Raw genomic sequence first — 19,293 nt, 5'->3', positions numbered from 1 at the left:
CCTACGGAGGAAGCTTTATGACGATCAATCGCCAGATTTTGCTGGTCTCTCGCCCGAAAGGCGAGGCGACGCTCGACAACTTCCATCTGGCTGCCCCCGAGCTGCCGGAGCTTGGCGAGGGGCAGGTGCTGGTTCGGAATTTCTACTTGTCGCTCGACCCCTACATGCGCGGGCGCATGAACGATACGAAGTCGTATGCACCGCCCCAGCCGCTGGACACGGTGATGATCGGCGCCACCGTCGGTGAGGTGATCGAGTCGCGTCACCCCGACTGGCAGCCGGGCGACGCCGTGACGGCGATGTTCGGCTGGCAGGAGTACGGAATTTCGGATGGCAGCAACCTGCGCCGTCTTCACGATGCGCGCGTGCCCATGAGCGCGTATCTTGGCGCGGCGGGCATGCCGGGCGTCACGGCGTGGTACGGCCTGAACCGGATCATCGGCCCCAAGGCGGGAGCGACGATTGCGGTCAGTGCTGCGTCGGGGGCCGTGGGCAGTGTGGTCGGCCAACTCGCAAAGCGTGCCGGCTGCCGTGTCGTGGGTATCGCTGGCGGCGAACAGAAATGCACGTACGTCGTCGAGACGCTGGGCTTCGATGCGTGTGTCGACTACAAGGCGGGCAACGTGTATGAGGCGTTGCGCAGTGCGGCGCCGGATGGCATCGACGGTTACTTCGAGAATGTGGGCGGCGAAGTGTTCGATGCGGTGATGCGCAACCTGAACGCTCATTCCCGTGTGGCGCTATGCGGCATGATCGCGGGCTATAACGGCGAACCGATTCCGTTGAAATACCCGTCGCTCTTCCTCACCCAGCGGGTGAAGCTCGAAGGGTTCATCGTGACCGAGCATATGGACGTCTGGCCGCAAGCGCTGAAGGAGCTGACCGATGCCATCGCAGCCGGCGAGTTGCGCTATCGCGAGACGATGACTCAGGGCATCGAAAGTGCGCCGTCCGCATTCCTCGGCCTGCTCAAGGGAGAGAACTTCGGCAAGCAGGTCGTGCGGTTGGTGTAGGTACGGCGATTGTCGTAGTCGTGCTGGTGGACGTCCCGGATCGCCGGGACGTGCCATCCGGCAGCGGTGAGGTTGCGATAGGGCTGCGTCAGCGTGCGCCGTCAGATCGTCGGATGGCCGATAGCGAAGCGGAAGTGGCGCAGATCGCGCAATTCGTGCGAAGGCTGCTCCGGCGATACGGTCGATTCCGTCACGTCGATCATGCCGTCGCGGTGATAGCGCAGCAGCGTGGTGCAACGCGTCCCATAGGCAGGAGATGCAATGAAGGCTGCGGAGAGCCGCTTCTCCCACTCGCGTGCGACGCCGGTTTCCGGCAGCGCTTCGTCAGCGGCTTCGGACGCATCGCGCATGACCTCAAGAAGCGTCAGATCATCAGCCGCGTTCTCAATCGCCTGACGGAGCGCATCCCGACGGCTAACGAGCTTGGGCCAGGGCGTATCCAGCAGTGCATTCGACAGCCCGTGCAAGCCCGGTGTGATCGGATGCGCAACCGGGGCCGATGTCGCGCCATCGTTACCGCTCACATCCCGATTCCCTAGCCAGTACAGCTTGCCCGCGGGCAAATCGCCAGCAAGGAGATTGAAGCCGGCGTATTCGTGCGCATGCTTCTCGATGCGCAGCAAATCGTCGTCGAACGAGGTGGCGTCGAGCATCGCCGATACCAGCAGGCCGCGCGAGGGCGTATCTTTCGGCGTCATCGGCGCACGGCCGTCGCGAAAGTTGGTGAGCGCTGCGAAGCGTCCGGCGCGATTGACGCCCATCCACGTTCCGCCACCTCGTAAATCGCGTCCCGCCAGCACGTCGGGGCGATCCGACCACCAGTGCATGGGTTCGGCGGGGCGCTCGAAGAATTCGTCGCGATTGGCGAGAAGGACCAGCGGCGTGGCAGCGTCAGGCTGCCAGGAGAAGACGATCAGGCACATGGGGGAGGGGGCGTCGGCATGTCGACGAAACACTCGACGTGCCGCTCGCCTTCGAGATATGCCGCGAGTCCGCACGCCATCACCATTTGCGGCAACGCCGCGATAAAGGCGGCGTCGACGTTGTCGTAGCGCTCCATCCAGGTCGACACGTGTTGGGCGGCGTCGTTCGGCGAGGCATCGGCACGCGATTGTAGTCGTCCGCTCACGCCGAACTGCGTGGCCGTCAGCGCGAAGAGTCGCGCGACGGCCTGCCGGGCGGCGTCAGCGTGCGTGGTCGATACGCGGTAGTAGACGTAGCAGTCCATCGAGTCCATCGGCAGTCGCGGGCGCGGCTGAATCAGGACGCTGCCGCCGACGACGCGGGCATCTCCGTCGGATCGATGATCTCGTAAGGCAACTCGGCAAACGCGAGCGCCGGGCCATCAGCCGCGCCGAGGCGCACGTCGTCGGCTTCGCGCGCGGTGAGCTTCAACTCGACGAGCACGTCGTAGCCACCGTTCGGCGCGGGCGCTGCCTGCACGACCATGCCGCACGGCTGGTCCGGATCGCTCGATTCGACAAGTTCCTGGCCGGGTGATGGTTGGATGGGTTGACTGGCTTGCGTGCCATCGACATGTGCCAGATGCAACCGGCGTTTGATCGTGCCGCGATACTGGCTGCGGGCGACGACTTCCTGCCCCGGATAGCAGCCCTTGCGGAAGTTCACGCCACCCACGACTTCCCAGTTGATCATCTGCGGCACGAACTGTTCTTGCGTCGCGGTCGTGACGCGCGCCACGCCGCTATGCACGTCGAGCCACGCGGCGAGCGTCGGATCGACGGCAACCACGCCATCGGCTTGCACCAGCGAATGCCAGGCGTCCAGCGCTTGTGCGACCGGCACGCTCCAGAGGAAGCGCGAGAGCGAACGCGCGGTACCGGCTTCTGGCAGACGGATCAGGCTGGTGGCGTTGGCGGGTGCATCGCCCATCGTGGCATGCACGGCGGCCAGCCCGGCAGCGGGCAGCGCGGGGAAGGTCCGGGTGAGCACGGCTTCCGCGGCCGGGCCGCCGACTTGCAGCAACACGTGCGTGGCGGTGCCGTCGGTCAGTTTGGCCTTCGCGCGAAGTACGAACATCGACAGGCGCTTCTGCACGGCAGCCTGCACAGCGGCATCGCCCGCGAGATAGATCGTCGCGTCGGGCGACGTGTCGCGCCACATCAGGAAGGTGGCAAGCAGGCGGCCCTTGGCGGAGCAATAGCCCGCCAGACGGGCTTGAACGGGTGAGAGTCGCTCGACATCGTTGGTCAACTGACCATGCAGGAACGACGCCGCATCGGCGCCGTTCACGGCGATCAGGCCGGTATCGCTCGCCAGCGCTACGAAGCTGCCCGAGCGCAGGGCGTCGAACTGTCTGGCGCGCTCGGCGGGCGAGATATCGGAAGGAGAAGCGGCTGCCGCTTGCGGCAGAAGGTCACGCCATTGGGAGGTCATAAACGAAAGTGCCTGTCAATCTGTGAGGGTTCGGCAAGTCAAAGTATTATATTGGGTCTTCCGCCAGGACGTGCGAGCCCGGTTCGACGTGCAAAATGCGCCTCTCGAACCTGTCGTCGTCACATTCGTCCGGCCGACGAGTCCCCCGAACCCGCTGCCGCCCTCAGGCGACTTATCCTGCAATTCATGTCTTTCATCAAACGCCTGTTTGTTCTGTTGATTGTCGTCGCATTGGCGGCGGGCGGCGCTTTTTACTATTGGGCACAGGCACCGCTGCAATTGGGCAAGCCGACGCTCGACGTCACAATCAAACCCTACAGTTCGGTGCGCAGTGTGGCCACGCAGTTGCGCACCGGCGGTGTGCCCGTGCATCCGCTGCTGTTCAACCTGCTCGCTCGCGTGATGGACGTCGGGACCCGACTCAAGTCGGGCAACTACGAGTTCGCGACTGGCATCACCCCCATGGAAGTGATGGACAAGCTCGCGCGTGGCGACGTCAACCAGTACGTGGTGACCATCATCGAGGGCTGGACCTTCAAGAAGATGCGCGCCGAGATCGATACGAATCCGGCGCTGCGTCATGACACGGCCGGGCTGCCCGACGCCGATCTGATGCAACTCGTGGGCGCAGATCGCGCCGAGGCCGAGGGCATGTTCTTCCCCGATACCTACCTTTTTCCGAAAGGTACGAGCGATATCGATATCTATAAGCGTGCCTATCGCCTGATGCAGAAGCGTCTGGACGAAGCCTGGGCGGCGCGCGCACCGGGATTGCCGTACACCACGCCGTATGAGGCGCTTATCATGGCGTCTCTCGTCGAGAAGGAGACGGGGCAGGCCGTGGAGCGAGGGCAGGTTGCGGCGGTGTTCGTCAATCGGCTGCGCAAGCGCATGCTGTTGCAGACGGACCCGACGGTGATCTACGGGATGGGCGATCTGTACACAGGGCGTCTGCGCAAGCGTGACTTGCAGACAGATACACCCTACAACACGTACACGCGGGCGGGGTTGCCGCCAACGCCGATTGCGCTGCCCGGTGTGGCGTCGCTCGCCGCGGCGCTCAATCCCGCGCCGACCGATGCCCTCTATTTCGTGGCGCGTGGCGATGGCACCAGCCATTTCTCGACCAATCTTCAGGAGCACAATCGCGCCGTGGACAAATATCAGCGAGGTGAACAATGACGCATTCCCCCGACGCGCCAACCGTGGTGCCGGGCAAGTTCGTGACGTTCGAGGGTATCGACGGTGCGGGCAAGAGCACGCACGTCAACGCCTTCGTCGATGCACTGCGTCAGGGACTGGCTGCCGTCGGGCGTGACGTCGTCGCCACGCGCGAGCCGGGCGGCACGCCGCTGGGCGAAGCGTTGCGCAAGCTTGTGCTCGACGAGCCGATGGATCTCGAAACCGAAGCGCTGCTGATGTTCGCCGGTCGCCGGGAGCATCTGGTCAAGGTCATCGAGCCGGCGCTGGCGCGCGGTGACTGGGTCGTCTCCGACCGCTTCACCGATGCGACGTTCGCCTATCAGGGCGGCGGGCGTGGCCTGTCCCGCGAGAAACTGTCGATTCTCGAGCGCTGGGTGCAGGGCTCGCGTCAGCCCGACCTGACGATTCTGTTCGATCTCGACCCGGCGATTGCCGCCGCACGACTCGCCGGCGCTCGCGCACCCGACAAGTTCGAGCGCGAATCGGCCGCGTTTTTCACGCGGGTTCGCGAGGAATATCTGCGCCGCGCCGAGGCGTCGGGCGGCCGCATGGTGCTGATCGACGCCGCGCAAAGCATCAACGCGATTGCGGGGCAACTCGCCGACTTGTTCGCCCGGTTGGGCGTGCCGGGTCATTAAGGGGCCGGCGTCGGCGTCGGCGTCGGCGTGAATAGGCCGAGCGTTCAAAGCAGCAAGGTAGCCGGGGGACGAATCGCCCGAGGCGCGATAACACGCGCATAATCCGGTTACGGCGTCGGTCGGACGGTATCTCCGGTGAGCATCGAGATTTCACGCGCCTGACCTGACGTAACGAATTGTCTGTCATTACTGGAATATCCGGCCAAGGAGCCCAAATGCTGTATCCGTGGCAGTCACAGGACTGGACACGCCTCAACGACCTGCGCGCTCAGATGCCGCACGCGCTGCTGCTGCAAGCCGTGCCGGGCATCGGCGAAGTCGCGCTCGCCCGGACGTTCGCACAGGGTCTGCTGTGCGAAGCGCCGCGCGCCGATCATTTTCCCTGCGGCACCTGCGGTGCATGTCAGTGGTTCGCCAGTGGCAACCACCCGGACTTCCGCGTGATCTGCCCGGAAGCGCTGGCCGAGACGTTACCCGGCGCCGAAGCGCGCGCAGAGGCCGATGGTGAAAAGAAGACGAAGACCCCGAGCAAGGAAATCAAGATCGAGCAGGTGCGCGAGGTGATCGACTTCGCAAGCCTCGGTTCGCACCGTCAGGGGCGTCGCGTCGTGCTGCTGTATCCGGCCGAATCGCTCAACGTGCACGCGGCGAACGCGTTGCTCAAGACGCTTGAAGAACCGCCGGCAGGCGTCGTCTTCCTGCTGGTGACGACACAGCCGGACCGGTTGCTGCCGACGATTCTGTCGCGCTGTCGCCGTCTGGTGCTTACGCGTCCCGACGAGGCGCAGGCGACGCAGTGGCTCATGGGCGAAGCCGGTCTCGATGCCGCGACCGCCGCCGCAGTGCTCGCCGAAGCGGGGGGCGCACCGCTTGCGGCGCGCTCGCTCGCCGAGCCGGAGGAGCGGGGCTGGCGCGACTGGTTGCTGGGGCAATTGGCGCAAGGCGGCGCGGTCGACGCGTTTGCCTGTGCCGAACAACTGCACAAAGGCAGCCTGCCGGGCATTCTCGAAACGCTGCAACGCTGGTGCTTCGACGTGCTGGCCGAGCGCATGGCCGGCACGGTCCGGTTTTTCCCGGGACAGTCGCAGGCGCTGCGCCGTTGCGGCGATGCGACCGACGACGTGCGGCTGCTCGGTTTCCTGCGCGAGCTCGCACAACAGCGTCAGGTGCAGAACCATCCGCTCAACACGCGGGTTCTGCTCGAAGCGCTATTCCTGCAATACAAACAGTTGTTCGGTGGTCAGGCATCGCTTTGATGCAGGACACCGGCAACCGATCGCCCATCATGTTCATCGATTCGCACTGTCATATCAATTTCCCGGAACTGGCCGAGCAGATGCCGGACCTGCTCGCGCGCATGCGCGAGAACAAGGTCAGCCATGCGCTGTGTGTCTCCGTCGATCTGCCCACGCTGCCGCAAGTGCTGGAGATTGCCGCGCAGCACGAGAATGTCTACGCGTCCGTGGGCGTGCATCCCGACTATGAGGACACTCCTGAGCCCAGCGTCGACGATCTCGTTCGTCTTGCTGCGACGCCCAAGGTCGTTGCCATCGGTGAGACCGGACTCGATTACTACCGGCTCGAAGGTCGCAGCATCGAGGACATGGAGTGGCAGCGCGAGCGCTTTCGCACGCACATTCGCGCCGCCCGCGTCACGGGAAAGCCGCTGATCATTCACACGCGTTCGGCGGCAGACGACACGCTGCGTCTCATGCGTGAAGAGGAAGCTGGCGAACCGGCCGGTGTGATGCACTGCTTCACGGAAAGCTGGGACGTGGCCAAAGGCGCGCTCGACCAGAACTTCTACATCTCGTTTTCGGGCATCGTGACGTTCAAGAGCGCACGCGACTTGCAGGACGTGGCGCGGCGCGTACCGCTTGAACGTATGTTGATCGAGACGGATTCACCTTACCTCGCGCCAGTGCCGTATCGCGGCAAGCTCAATCAGCCGGGGTATGTGCGTCACGTGGCGGAATTCATCGCCGACCTGCGCGGCGAGCCGTTGCACAAGATTGCCGACGCGACGACGGAGAATTTCTTCCGCCTGTTCGCGACCGCGAAGCATTGAACTTGTCTCGGCGACAGCATTCGAATCGACGCCTGTGATCCACTGCGTCGCTCGCCGCTTCGTTCCGTGTTTCGCCCAACATGTTTCGCCGAGTTTCCGGACTACCGACAGGAGCCCCCGATGCGTAAATTTTTGATGTTCCGAGTGTTCACGTTGTTGAGCGTGCTGTGGTTGACGGCATGTGCCACGGCGGCGACGTCCAACACGGCGCTGGTGAAGGCCGTTGTATTCGACGATACGAAGGCCGTCGCACAGGCACTCAAGTCCGGTGTCGATCCGAATGCGCGGGACGAGAAGGGCGACCCGTTGCTCGTCATTGCGATGCGCGAAAAGTCGGTGGGTGTGGCGAAACTGCTTATCGAAGACAAGCGCACGGACCTGGAAGCGACCAATCGTGCTGGCGAGAACGCGATGATGCTCGCGTCCTTGCAAGGTCTCACCCCGATGGTGAAGCTGTTGATCGACAAGGATGCCGAGGTCAACAAGAAGGGTTGGACGCCGCTGCATTACGCTGCGACCAATGGTCATGACGACATCGTGCAAATGCTGCTCGACGCCTCGGCCTATGTCGATGCCGAGTCGCCCAATGGCACCACGCCGCTGATGATGGCCGCACGCGGCGGTCACATCACCACGTGCAAGGTGTTGCTCGATGGCGGCGCGGACGTCCGTCTGAAGAACCAGCTCAAGATGACGGCGGTCGATTTCGCCAAGCAGGCGAACCAGAAGGAAATTGCCGACGGCCTGAGCAAGCGCCTCGCGCAATTGCCCCCGTTGCCCGCCCCCGCAAACTAACGGCAATCTGATGTCTCGCCGCCGCGACGCCTCCGGTTACGGGGTGTCGCGCGGCGCGCCGTGACGGCCGTCTCCGGCGAGAAATGCCCGGGCGCCGGCAATACCCTCCGAGAACACCACCGCATGCCCGGCAGCGCCTTCTTGCTGCAACGCGGCCTCCAGCGACAGATCCCATTGTGCATAGGCCGCCCGGCGGTCGGCACGTAGCGCGCCTTGCGGCAGTTCCGCGAGTTGCTGGGCGAGCGCGAGGGCGCCCTGACGCGCCATCCCCTCCGGTACCAGCCGGTTCACCAGCCCGATTTCGTAGGCTTCCTGCGCGCCGACAGCCCGTCCCGTCAGAATCATGTCGAGTGCTCGGCTCATTCCTATCAGGCGAGGCAGACGGACGGTGCCGCCGTCGATGAGCGGCACGCCGAAACGACGGCAGAAGACGCCGAACGTTGCGGAGTCGTCCGCGACACGCAGGTCGCACCAGAGGGCGAGTTCCAGTCCACCGGCGACCGCGTGACCGCTGACGGCGGCGATGACGGGCTTGTCCAGGTGACGCCGGGTCAGCCCCATCGGGCCGTCGCCGCTGCCGTCCGGGGTGACCTCGTTGCGACGTTCCGGATCGTCGAAGGCAGAGAGGTCCGCGCCCGAGCAGAACGAGGCGCCGTTACCGCACAGCACGGCGACGCAGGCGCTTTCGTCCTGTTCGAAGGCGAGTAGGGCGTCGCGCAACGCGGCCGCCATTTCCCGGTCGACCGCGTTGCGTCGCGCGGGTCGTGCCAGCGTGATGAGGGTGACCGGCCCGTGGGTCTCGACTTCGACGCACGGGGCGGTTGCGGAAGTGGAAGAAAAACGTCGGCTCATGGCAGTCTCCCGAGGGCTTCTGCCGCCGCCTTTCTGCCCCTGGGGCGATAAAAAACCAACAAGGGTCCGCCACGGGACAGGCCGGCGTCAGACGATTACGTCGTCGGCCGGGCCGTCAGGCGGCGGCGGGTTGGGCGCAACGCAGTAGCGCCGGCGTCGCGACTGCCGGCGCGCGCAGATCGGTAATGAATCGGTCGCGCCACGTCGATAGATCGTGCTTGCGCAATGCCATCATCATGCTCTCGTGGCGCGACTGGCGCTCGGACAGCGACATGTTCAGTGCAGAGCGTAACGCTTCCGCCATTCCGTCGATGTCATAAGGATTAACGATCAGCGCGCCGTCCAGCTCCTGTGCGGCCCCTGCGAAACAGGAGAGCACCAGCACACCGGGGTCGGCCGGATCCTGCGACGCGACATATTCCTTCGCGACAAGGTTCATGCCGTCGCGCAGCGGTGTGACGTACCCCACTTGCGAGGCGCGGAAGAACGACATCAGCACTTCGTGATCGTAGCGCTTGTTGATGTAGCGCAGCGGCGTCCACGCGAGATCGGAGAAGCGTCCGTTGATGTGCCCGGCCTCGGTCTCCAACTGGCGTCGGATCTCGCCGTAACCGGCGACATCCGACCGGCTCGGCGGCGCGACCTGCACGAAACTGACCGTGCCTTGCTGGTTCGGCCAGAGTTCCAGCAGTCGCTCGAACGCACGAAAACGCTCAAGCATCCCCTTCGAATAGTCGAGACGATCCACGCTCATGATCAGTTTGCGTTCCTGCAAACCCTGCTTGAGATCGAGGATGTGCTTGACGGTCGCGCGGGCGGTGGCCTGCTTCTGAATTTCGTCCGGATAGACGCCGATGGGGTAGACGCCCGTGCGCAGGGTGCGTTCGTAGGCGGTGATCGAGCCGTCGGCGTTCATCTTCGCGCCGGCGTGTCGCAGCAGGTAGTCGGTGAAGGCCGTTCGGTCGGTTTCGGTCTGGAAGCCGACGAGATCGTATTCGCACATGGCCCGTACGAGGGCTTCGTGCGGTGGCACCGTCATGAGCACCTGCGGTGACGGGAACGGGATGTGAAGAAAGAAGCCGAGTCGCTGCTGCACGCCGATCTGACGGCACGCCTGTGCGAACGGCAGCAGATGATAGTCGTGTACCCAGATGAGGTCGTCGCGTTCGAGCAGCGGCGCGAGCAGGGCGGCAAAGCGGGCGTTGACGTGACGATACCCGTTGTAGTCGTCGCGCTGGTAACGCGTGAGGTCGTCGCGATAGTGAAAGGTCGGCCACAGGGTCGCGTTGGAGAAGCCGCGATAGTACGTGTTGTAGTCGCGGCGCGTGAGTGGGACGGTGGCGAAGGTCACGTTGTTGCGGTGCGTGATCTCCGGCGCGCTGGCCGGTGCCGCATCGATCTCGCCGTTCCAGCCGAACCACATGCCTCCGGTGTCCTTGAGCGCGTCGAACACGCCGATGGCCAGACCGCCGGCCGTCGGTTTGCCCTCCGTCATGGGGGCAACTCGGTTCGACACGATGACTAAGCGACTCATACGTCTGTCTCCTGTGAGGATTGGGGTGGGGACGGTGGTGCGGGCGAGGACGGCCGATGCAGCGTCAGCAGCCAGGCGGTAAGTGCCTCCGGCGTTGGCAGACGATGATGGGCGCATGTCTCCCCGTCCCCGATCTTGATCGTGATGCCGCCCAGGGCATTCACGTCGGCGAATCCGGCCTCGTCCGTGAGGTCGTCGCCGGCAAAGAGCGGCGTGCGTCCGGCGAACGGGGCTTCCTGCAAAAGCGTCGTGATGGCGCGCCCTTTGCTGACATGGCGTGGACGCAGTTCGAAGACCAGTTTTCCCGGTTGGAGCGAGAAGTCCTCGGCGTGCAGCTCGGCCAGTGCGCGCATGGTGTCGCGCGCGACGCCCGCCAGTTCCGGCGCACCGCGATAGTGCAGTGCCAGCGCGCTGCCCTTGTTCTCGAGCAGCAGGCCCGGGTGTTGTGCGACGAGGGCGTGCAGCGGCGCGGCCATCGCGGCGATGCGCTCGGTGTCGGCGGCATGGCCCTCGGCGCGAAGCAACAGGCCGTGCGCGTGGCGGAGCTCGGCGCCGTGCAGTCCTGCGGTGGGCAGGCGCAGTGGGGCGAGCAGGCCGTCGATATCGTCGATGGCCCTCCCCGAGACCACGGCGACGGCGCCATGCGTGCGCTCGAACAGACTGGCGAGGACGCGCGCGGTGTCGCGCGGCAGCTTGACGGCGTCGGGGCGTGGCGCGAGCGGCGCCAGCGTACCGTCCAGATCGAAAAAGAATGCCACCTTGGTAATGTCGACGACGCAGGTGTCGGCAGGCGTCGTGGTGACCGATGATGCCGATGGCGTCATCGTTGGCAAGGCAGGAGGGGAAGACGCTAGGGGTTGCATGGCACTCCGTCGCTGTCGTGCCGCAGGTCGACAGGTCGTTCCAGGTCCAGAAAATGGGCTAGGGAGTGGGCAGACGAGGCGTGGCGTGCGGCGGTTTGATGGGCGGGAGCGCGGACATCCGCGCAGATGAACCCATCCTAACCGTTCAAAAAGCGACAGGGCGTCGTCTTAGGTATGAAATTCCTGTCAGACGAGTCTGACAAGCCGTAGAAAGGTAAGTCACTATTGAATATGAGAATCGTTTGCAATAACATTCGCTAATTGCCGCATAGTGGTCCATCGGGGACGTGTGGCACGGCACACCTGCCACGCACGCGCCATCTCCGGCGTACGGACGTGCGTCGGACGACAACAATGATGAAAAGACTGTGGTTTCAGTTGCACTGGTTCTTCGGCATTACCGCCGGGCTGGTGCTGGCAGTGGTCGGCCTGACCGGCGCGCTGCTGTCGTATTACGAAGAACTCACCCGCGCGTTCAGCCCGGGTGTCATGACGGTGGCCGTGCCCGACGCAGGCACTTCGAGTCGTCTTCCCATTCCTGAGCTGGTTGCACGCGTGCACGACGCGGTGCCGGATCGCCGCATTCTGCTCATCACGGTGATGCGAGCGCCCGAAGATGCCGTCGGCGTGCGCCTGTCGATCGGTGACGGCACGCGCGGCGAGACGTACTTCGTCGATCCCTACACCGGCCAGATGCTCGGCCGTTCGCAGGCGGACGTCGTGTTCCGTTTCATCATGGACATTCACCGCTTCCTGACGGTGGATGGCATCGGCAAACAGATCACTGGCGCGGCCACGCTGCTGCTGTTCCTGCTGGCGCTGAGCGGTTTGTACCTGCGCTGGCCGCGTCGCATCGGCAACTGGCGCGCGTGGTTTCACATCGATTTCAAGAAGCGCGGCCGCCCGTTCCTCTGGAATCTGCACGCGGTCATCGGCACCGTGGTGCTCGTGCCTTATCTGCTGAGCGCGACGACGGGGCTTTACTGGTCGTACGACTGGTGGCGCGGCATGCTGTTCTCGATGGCGGGCGTTGCCCAGCCGGTGCGTAACCGCGCCCCCGAAAAGCCGAAGATGGCCAAGAAGGGCGAGGCGAAAAAGGCGCTGCCCGATCTGGCGTCGACGTCTTCCGACGAGATGGGCGCCGTGTGGAGCAGCTTCACCACACGCGTGCCGGACTACACGAAGGTCTACCTGCGTCCGTCGCAGAAGCCCGGCGGTCCGCTGCAAATGACGTGGCTCGATTCGTCCGTGCCGCATGAGCGCGCCTTTAGCCGGATGGACATCGAACCGGCCTCGGGTGAGATTCGTCACGAAGAGCGTTACGCGCAGAAGACGACCGGCGGCCAGTTGATGACGAGCATCTACGCGCTGCATCGTGGCAGTTTCTTCGGCACGCCGGGCATCATCGTCATGATGCTGTCGAGCCTGATGATGCCGGTGTTCTTCGTCACGGGCTGGATGTTGTATCTCGATCGTCGCAAGAAGAAGCGGGCTTTGGCAGCCGCGCGCCCGGCACAGGTCACAGACGCTCCGAAGGCGCCGAACGGCGCACCTTCCGGCGCCTTCGCGGAAGACGGCGTGTTGATCGGTTACGCCAGCCAGAGCGGTGTGGCCGAAGGGCTGGCCTGGCAGACGGCCGGCATGCTGCAAGGTGCAGGCGTTCCGGCGCAGATTCAGCCGCTGGCGCGCATCGGTCAGGCGCAGCTTGGGGCGGCCAGGCGGGCCTTGTTCATCGTCAGCACGTTCGGTGACGGCGAACCGCCCGACAGCGCGCGTCGCTTCTCGCAACAATTGATGAATCAGGCGATGGCGCTGCCGACGCTGCGTTTCGCGATGCTCTCGCTGGGCGACAGCCATTACGACACATTCTGCGGGTTCGGGCGCAAGCTCGACGGCTGGTTGCGTGCGCAGGGCGGTGTGGCGGCGTTCGAGCCGATCGAGGTCGATCGCGGCGATCCCGGCGCGTGGGCCAACTGGCAGGAACGGTTGGGCGAGTGGCTTGGGCGTCCGCTGGTGGCGTTGAAGACCGACGACGGTTCGCGTTTCCAGTCATGGACGTTGGCCGAACGAGAAGAACTCAACCCCGGCAGCACGGGCTTGCCGGCCTACCATCTGGCCTTCACGCCGCCGCAGGGGGCCAAGTGGGTGGCGGGTGATCTCGTCGAAGTGTTGCCGCGACATACGGCCGAGCATATCGACACCTTCCTGGCCGGCAGCGTCTGGGCGCCTGATGTGCGCGTGAGCGTGGCCGGACGTGAGGCGTTGCTGGGCGAGGCCCTTCGGGAGCGCGTGCTGCCCGAGACCGCCCCGCCGGCGGGCGTCGATTTACAGGACTGGCTGTCGCGTCTGGCGCCGTTGCCCGAGCGGGAGTACTCCATTGCGTCGACGCCGGCAGAGGGTAAGTTGATGCTGCTCGTACGTCAGACGCGTAATGCCGACGGCACGCTGGGCCTCGGTTCCGGCTGGCTGACTCACGGGGCGGCGCTGGGCGAAGGCGTGACGATGCGTGTGCGTCCGAACCCCGGCTTCCACGGGCCGTCAGACGCCAGCGGCATGATTCTGATCGGCAACGGGACGGGGCTGGCAGGGTTACGCGCCCATCTTTGCGCACGGATTGCGCAGGGACATGTCCGCAACTGGTTGATCTTCGGCGAACGTCAGGCCAGTCATGACGCCTTTCACGACGAGACGTTGCGCGCGTGGGAAGCGCAGGGCGGCATTGCACGGCTGGACCGTATCTATTCGCGCGATCAGGCCGAGCGGGTCTACGTTCAGGATCACGTGCGCGAGTCAGCGCAAGCGATTGCGCAGTGGGTGGCCGATGGTGCATCCATTTACGTCTGCGGCAGCCTCGCAGGCATGGCACCGGCCGTCGATGCCGCGCTCGCAGATGCGATCGGCGCCGACACGCTCCTCGATCTCTCGGCGCAAGGCCGCTACCGTCGCGACATCTATTAGACGGGCATCGATGGTGTGCTAACGTAAGTGAAGCGTGAATGAAGGGCTCGATGATCATCGGGCCCTTTTCTCGTGATTTCCCGTGATTTTTCGTTATCCCGCAGGCATGCAGGAGGGGCAATGACCGCAACGTGGCAAATCGTGGCGCATGGACTGGTGCAAGGCGTGGGTTACCGCGCGGCATGCGTGGTCGAGGCGCGCAGGCTCGGGCTGGCCGGATGGGTTCGCAATCGCCGTGACGGCACGGTGGAAGCCATTGCGCAAGGCGAGGCGGCGCAGTTGCTGGCGCTGTGCGAGTGGATGCGGCAGGGGCCGCGAGGGGCGCAGGTGTCGTCTTGCGACGTCGACAAGGCATGGGTGGCGGAGTCGCCGCTCACGGGGTTCGAGCAGCGCGCCAGTATCTGAAACGACTGAAGGACGGCGCCGGATGCCTGCTGCCGTACGCCAGAGGGCGCAGGCGGCAGCAGGGGGAGGGCGCTCCGTCACTGTCCTCCGGGTTCGCCATGAAGCTGAGCGTCAGGCGGCGAGTGCCAGCGAGCCGGGGGCAGTGCTCAAGGTCGGATCGGCGGCGCCGATCACCGGCATATGTGCGGCTTCGTGCGCCGAAAGGCGGAACAGTGCCACGGATTCGCGCAGACGGGCGGCCTGCGTCTCGAGGGCTGCCGCGGCGGCCGAGGCTTCTTCGACGAGTGCCGCGTTCTGCTGCGTCATCTCGTCCATCTGCGTGACCGCCATGTTGACCTGTTCGATACCGCTCGACTGCTCGACGCTGGCGGCCGAAATCTCGCCCATGATGTCGGTCACCCGCTTGACGGACTGCACGACCTCCGACATCGTCGCACCGGCGCGCTCGACCAGACGGGTGCCGGCCTCCACACGGTTGCTCGACGCTTCGATCAATCCCTTGATTTCCTTGGCGGCCGACGCGCTGCGTTGCGCCAACGTACGCACTTCTCCTGCGACCACGGCGAAGCCGCGGCCCTGCTCGCCGGCACGCGCGGCTTCCACGGCGGCGTTCAGCGCCAGGATGTTCGTCTGGAAGGCGATGCCATCGATCACCGTGAGGATGTCGCTGACCTTTTGCGAGGCTTCGGCGATGTCGCGCATCGTCGTCACGACTTCCTGAACCACGTCGCCACCGCGTGAAGCGGTTTCCGACGCCGTCACCGCCAACTGGCTCGCGGCGCGGGCGTTCTCGGCGTTCTGTTTGACGACGGCGGTCAGCTCTTCCATGCTCGCGGCCGTTTCTTCCAGCGACGACGCCTGTGATTCGGTGCGACGCGACAGATCGGCATTGCCATCGGCGATTTCGCGAGCGCTGCCGTGAATGGCTTCGGTGCTCTCGCGCACGGTGCCGACCGTGGTGGCGAGGCCGTCGCGCATGCGGCCGAGTGCGCCGAACAACTGGCCCATCTCGTTGCGGGTGCGCTGTTCGATGCGCTGGCTCAGATCGCCGGCAGCCATGCGCTCGAAATACGCGATGACTTCGCGAATCGGGCGCAGCACGGCGCGAGCGAGCATGGCGCGGCCCCACAGTGCCAGCAACAGCGCAACCGCAAGGGTGGCGCCCATGGCGATACGCATGACGTTGTAACGGGCCTGCGCGGCTTCGTAGCGTGCCTTTTGACGCGCGACCTGAATGTCCTGCAATTCGCGCATGAGCGACTCGACGCCGTTATAGGCCGCCGGCGCGACGCGTGCCTGAATCTGGTGGAAGCCGGCAACGTCTCCCTGCTTCAGGGCGTTGAGCGCGGGCGTGACCACCTTATCGAAAAAGGCACGGCGCTTTTCGTCGGCCGATTTCGCCAACTCCGCTTCGTGCGCATCTTCTTTGGGACGTTTCAGATAATCGTTCCAGAGGGCGTCGGATGTGGCGATGTATTGCGTCCCCCGCTTGAGGACTTTTTCCGATTCCTCGGGATTTGCCCCGAGGCTGACGTACGACGCATAAGTCGCCATCGACAGGCGCGTACGAAGAATCTGCTCGCCGGTCCCTTTGAGTTCGGCCAGCGCGGGGGTGTCTTCCGTGGCCATTTTGCTCAGGGATTCGTTGCTGGAGCCCAGTGCCTGCAGGCCCAGCACGCTGACGAGAACGAGAAGTGCACCAAGCAAACCTAGAACCAGCGTCAGACTGGCCCGAATCGTAATGTTCTTATACATATGGATCGATGGATTGAATGCCCAGGCCGTGCCAGGAGAATGCACGGCCTCCCCGTCCATCGGAGAGTGCAAGACGGGGCATAGGGATTATCGGCACATGGGAACCAGAACTTGAGACATTCGGGCTCGGGCGATTCCGAAAGTGCGGCCGCGGCGAAAAAAGTTCGGAATTTGCGCAGTCGCAAGCGTCGCGCAAACGGCCAGACTTGATGACTCTTCAGTTTCTTCAGTACGCCGAAACGCGCGAATCGTGATGAGGCGTCAATGACGCGATGAATCTCGACAAATTCAAGTTCAGACACGCAAGCTCCGACGCGGGGTGCTACGCACTAAGTGATGACGGTTCGTCGAAAGACGATGTAAGGAATGGCAATGCGGATACGTTCCGCATGGCACTGGTGCACGAATTGCGCGCACCGCTGCAGGTGTTGCAGGGACATCTCGATGCGCTATGGGACGACGCGGGTCTCATGGACGATGGGCTCGGCGATGCACGTAGCCGTGCACCCGAGCATGCGCGCGCGCCTCGCAAGCGGTTGGGCAGCATGCGGAGCATGCTCGATGCGCTGGCGGGGGCGGTGGACGACGTGCTCGAACTCGGCCGGGGGGAGATGGCACAGCTACCGTTGCGAGAGGCGAGGTTCGAGGTCCGCTCGTGTCTGGATACCGAGGTCGATGCGTTCTTTGGGAAAGCCAATGCCAAAGGGCTCGATCTGACCTGTGAGATCGCGCACGACGTCCCCGTTTTCCTTTGGGGAGACGCGACGCGGTTGCGCCAGATTCTGCGGACGTTGCTCGACAATGCGTTGAAATACACGATGTGTGGCGGGGTGGTGGTCCGGGTGGCATGGGAGGCGCAATCGCGAGGTGAGCCTGGTGTTGAACTGGCACCGTTTTCGGGATGGCTGACGATCCACGTCTCGGATACTGGCCCGGGAATTCCCGTAGGTATGGAGAACGCGGTGTTCGCGGCCTTCGCGCGAGCGGATCCTTCGGTGCAGGGCACGGGGCTGGGTCTCTGGATCGCACGACAATGGGCGCAGCGTCTGGCGGGCTCGCTCAGTGCGGAGTCGTCGTCGAGCGGCGCGCGATTCCGTCTTTCCGTGCCGTTACGCTTGCCCGGGCACATCGCCGGGACGACGCCGTCGGTCGGAGGATCGGGCGGTACGGCATCCGGCACCGGGACGGCAGCGGGGCTTGCCGAGAGACCCGAGATGTCCGAGATGTCCGGGATGCCTGCAATGCCCGTGGCACAGGTTGCCTTACGCGAGGGGCTGCAAGCGCTGGTCGTGGACGATCACGTGATGAATCGCAGGATTCTCGGTGAGCAACTCACTTCGTTGGGCTGCCACGTGGCTGGCGCCGGAGACCTGACCGATGCGTTGCTGCAATGGATCGCGCTCGACGTCGATGTCGTGCTGACCGACGTACACCTGGACGGGGTGAGCGGGTTGGCGCTGGCGCGGACGTTGCACGCGCTCGCCCCGGTGCTCGGGCGTCGCAAGCCGGTGGTGTACGCAGTGACCGGATCGGTGGTCGGGGCGCGGGCGGCGCGAGAGGCAGGTATCGACGAGGTGCTGACGAAGCCGGTCTCGCGTGAGCGGTTGTCCCGGACACTGGCCGTGCGATGGCCTGCGCTGGGCGAGCCGTTTGGCACGCACGGGCAAGCGGCAGAAGTGCCGGGAGGGTCGGAGACGCCGGGCAGGCCACCGTCGCCACGTCTTGCGCCCTTGCGAAACGATCCGTATGCGCGGCGGATCATGCGCGACGAAATGGCCAAGGATCTGGCACGGTTCCGACGTTTGATGGTGCGGCGGCGGGCAGAGGACATCGATGCGGCACATGCGCTGCTGCATCGAATGCGAGGGGCGTGTCGCATGTTCGGCGACCCGGAACTGACGGCGCGATGCGATCGCCTCGCCGACCGATTGGCGACGCGACGCGATGTGACAGGGGATGATCTATGACCTGTGAAGGCGGGCAATCGCAGCGTCAAACCGGGCGGAATGAGAGTGCGCCTTGCGGGGAGGGCGCGCCTTGCGGGTATGTCGTGGCGGTGCCAAAAGGGCCGGCCACGGCGCAACCTCGGCGCTCAGATGTAGCGCCAGACGGCGAGATAGTGGCAGACGGTCCCCCCGATGGCGAACAGGTGCCAGACGAGGTGGCCGAACTTGATGTGGCCGTCGAGCGAGTAGAAGATCGCGCCGATGGTATAGGCGGCGCCGCCGGCATAAAGCCACCCGGCGCCCGGTCCCGGAATGGCTGCCAGCACGGGACCCGCAACCAGCACGGCGACCCAGCCGAGGCCGATGTAGAGCAGGGTGGAGACCAGCGGGCGGTCGAGCAGACCAAGCGTCTTGGCGATCAGGCCGGCGATGGCCATCGTCCACACGCCGGTGAGCAGCGGCCAGCCCCACGGATCGTTGAGGATCTTGACCGTGAAGGGCGTGTAGGTGCCGGCAATGAACAGGAAGATGGCGCAATGGTCGACGCGCATGAACACGCGCTTCGCGCGCCCATCCGGCAGTCCGTGATACAGCGCAGACGCCAGATAGACCACGACCATGGTGACGGCGAATACCCCGATGCCGATTTGCTGAACCGTGCTGGGCAATGGCGGGCGAACGGTGGTGAAGAGAAACGGAATCGCGGCGAGCGCGGCCAGACAGGCAAGGCCGTGGCTGACGCTGTTGGCCAGTTCCTCGCTGCGGGTCTGCGCGCGGGCGATGGCCCGAGCGCCTGGGGGTACCGTACTCATGCCGTCCTCATCGGGGGAAGTGCGGGGGAGGTGCAGGGGAAGTGCGCAATACAG

Annotated in this window: 17 protein-coding genes and 1 pseudogene; 10 read left to right on the top strand and 8 right to left on the bottom strand. The window is 64.7% G+C overall.

Annotation, left to right across the window (positions count from 1 at the left end; genetic code table 11):
- Positions 1-17: 17 nt before the first annotated feature.
- Positions 18-1,013 carry an NADP-dependent oxidoreductase gene (locus PCA20602_RS06030; protein ID WP_150720412.1) on the top strand — a complete coding sequence of 332 codons (996 nt, stop codon included), beginning with the start codon at positions 18-20 and terminating at the stop codon, positions 1,011-1,013.
- 101 nt (positions 1,014-1,114) lie between these two features.
- On the opposite strand, the gene PCA20602_RS06025 is transcribed toward PCA20602_RS06030, so the two are convergent.
- The 3 genes from PCA20602_RS06025 to ygfZ are packed head-to-tail and all read right to left on the bottom strand — an operon-like array spanning position 1,115 to position 3,410.
- Positions 1,115-1,936 carry an NRDE family protein gene (locus PCA20602_RS06025; protein WP_150720411.1) on the bottom strand — a complete coding sequence of 274 codons (822 nt, stop codon included), beginning with the start codon at positions 1,934-1,936 and terminating at the stop codon, positions 1,115-1,117.
- Entirely contained in the window at positions 1,927-2,250 is a 324-nt protein-coding gene (locus PCA20602_RS06020) for a DUF4936 family protein (RefSeq protein WP_150720410.1), read from the bottom strand. The genes PCA20602_RS06025 and PCA20602_RS06020 overlap by 10 nt, the downstream gene beginning before the upstream one ends.
- Positions 2,251-2,273: 23 nt before the next feature.
- Positions 2,274-3,410: a CAF17-like 4Fe-4S cluster assembly/insertion protein YgfZ gene (ygfZ, locus tag PCA20602_RS06015; protein ID WP_150720409.1), complete on the bottom strand. Its 1,137-nt coding sequence runs from the start codon at positions 3,408-3,410 to the stop codon at positions 2,274-2,276.
- Positions 3,411-3,596: 186 nt separating this feature from the next.
- Between ygfZ and mltG the strand changes: the two genes are divergently transcribed.
- From mltG to PCA20602_RS05990, 5 genes are all read left to right on the top strand, one after another.
- Positions 3,597-4,592: an endolytic transglycosylase MltG gene (gene mltG / locus PCA20602_RS06010; protein ID WP_150720408.1), complete on the top strand. Its 996-nt coding sequence runs from the start codon at positions 3,597-3,599 to the stop codon at positions 4,590-4,592.
- A gap of 23 nt (positions 4,593-4,615) precedes the next feature.
- Entirely contained in the window at positions 4,616-5,251 is a 636-nt protein-coding gene (gene tmk / locus PCA20602_RS06005) for a dTMP kinase (RefSeq protein WP_150720579.1), read from the top strand.
- Positions 5,252-5,466: 215 nt separating this feature from the next.
- Entirely contained in the window at positions 5,467-6,507 is a 1,041-nt protein-coding gene (gene holB, locus PCA20602_RS06000; RefSeq protein WP_150720407.1) for a DNA polymerase III subunit delta', read from the top strand.
- A gap of 29 nt (positions 6,508-6,536) precedes the next feature.
- A complete protein-coding gene (locus PCA20602_RS05995) occupies positions 6,537-7,319 on the top strand; it encodes a TatD family hydrolase (RefSeq protein ID WP_150720406.1) in 783 nt (260 codons plus the stop codon).
- 120 nt (positions 7,320-7,439) lie between these two features.
- Complete coding sequence (locus tag PCA20602_RS05990; RefSeq protein WP_150720405.1) at positions 7,440-8,114, top strand: ankyrin repeat domain-containing protein; 675 nt, start codon at positions 7,440-7,442, stop codon at positions 8,112-8,114.
- A gap of 36 nt (positions 8,115-8,150) precedes the next feature.
- Here the strand turns inward: PCA20602_RS05990 and PCA20602_RS05985 are convergent, their stop codons facing one another.
- The 3 genes from PCA20602_RS05985 to otsB all read right to left on the bottom strand — a co-directional run bounded on the left by PCA20602_RS05985 (position 8,151) and on the right by otsB (position 11,324).
- A complete protein-coding gene (locus tag PCA20602_RS05985) occupies positions 8,151-8,966 on the bottom strand; it encodes a crotonase/enoyl-CoA hydratase family protein (RefSeq protein ID WP_150720404.1) in 816 nt (271 codons plus the stop codon).
- Positions 8,967-9,081: 115 nt separating this feature from the next.
- A complete protein-coding gene (gene otsA / locus PCA20602_RS05980; protein ID WP_150720403.1) occupies positions 9,082-10,500 on the bottom strand; it encodes an alpha,alpha-trehalose-phosphate synthase (UDP-forming) in 1,419 nt (472 codons plus the stop codon).
- A complete protein-coding gene (otsB, locus tag PCA20602_RS05975; RefSeq protein ID WP_246182051.1) occupies positions 10,497-11,324 on the bottom strand; it encodes a trehalose-phosphatase in 828 nt (275 codons plus the stop codon). The genes otsA and otsB overlap by 4 nt, the downstream gene beginning before the upstream one ends.
- Before the next feature lie 393 nt (positions 11,325-11,717).
- On the opposite strand from otsB, the pseudogene PCA20602_RS26350 reads away from it, so the two are divergent.
- From PCA20602_RS26350 to PCA20602_RS05965, 3 genes and pseudogenes are all read left to right on the top strand, one after another.
- A pseudogene (locus PCA20602_RS26350) lies at positions 11,718-13,304 on the top strand (PepSY-associated TM helix domain-containing protein); the annotation flags it as partial.
- Between the two features lie 465 nt (positions 13,305-13,769).
- Positions 13,770-14,321, top strand: a complete 552-nt coding sequence (locus PCA20602_RS26345) for a ferredoxin reductase domain-containing protein (RefSeq protein ID WP_425495646.1) — start codon at positions 13,770-13,772, stop codon at positions 14,319-14,321.
- Between the two features lie 120 nt (positions 14,322-14,441).
- A complete protein-coding gene (locus PCA20602_RS05965) occupies positions 14,442-14,726 on the top strand; it encodes an acylphosphatase (RefSeq protein WP_069343302.1) in 285 nt (94 codons plus the stop codon).
- Between the two features lie 111 nt (positions 14,727-14,837).
- Here the strand turns inward: PCA20602_RS05965 and PCA20602_RS26175 are convergent, their stop codons facing one another.
- Entirely contained in the window at positions 14,838-16,481 is a 1,644-nt protein-coding gene (locus PCA20602_RS26175; protein WP_150720400.1) for a methyl-accepting chemotaxis protein, read from the bottom strand.
- A 389-nt stretch (positions 16,482-16,870) separates the two neighbouring features.
- Between PCA20602_RS26175 and PCA20602_RS05955 the strand changes: the two genes are divergently transcribed.
- Positions 16,871-18,448: an ATP-binding response regulator gene (locus tag PCA20602_RS05955; protein ID WP_174980838.1), complete on the top strand. Its 1,578-nt coding sequence runs from the start codon at positions 16,871-16,873 to the stop codon at positions 18,446-18,448.
- 125 nt (positions 18,449-18,573) lie between these two features.
- Here PCA20602_RS05955 and trhA read toward each other — a convergent pair whose 3' ends face one another.
- Complete coding sequence (gene trhA / locus PCA20602_RS05950) at positions 18,574-19,239, bottom strand: PAQR family membrane homeostasis protein TrhA (RefSeq protein ID WP_150720398.1); 666 nt, start codon at positions 19,237-19,239, stop codon at positions 18,574-18,576.
- Between the last annotated feature and the right edge of the window lie 54 nt (positions 19,240-19,293).

The organism is Pandoraea capi, from assembly GCF_902459735.1.
Lineage (GTDB): Bacteria > Pseudomonadota > Gammaproteobacteria > Burkholderiales > Burkholderiaceae > Pandoraea > Pandoraea capi.
The sequence above is the reverse complement of the archived record's forward strand: the minus strand, read 5'-3'. Positions and strand labels throughout refer to the sequence as shown.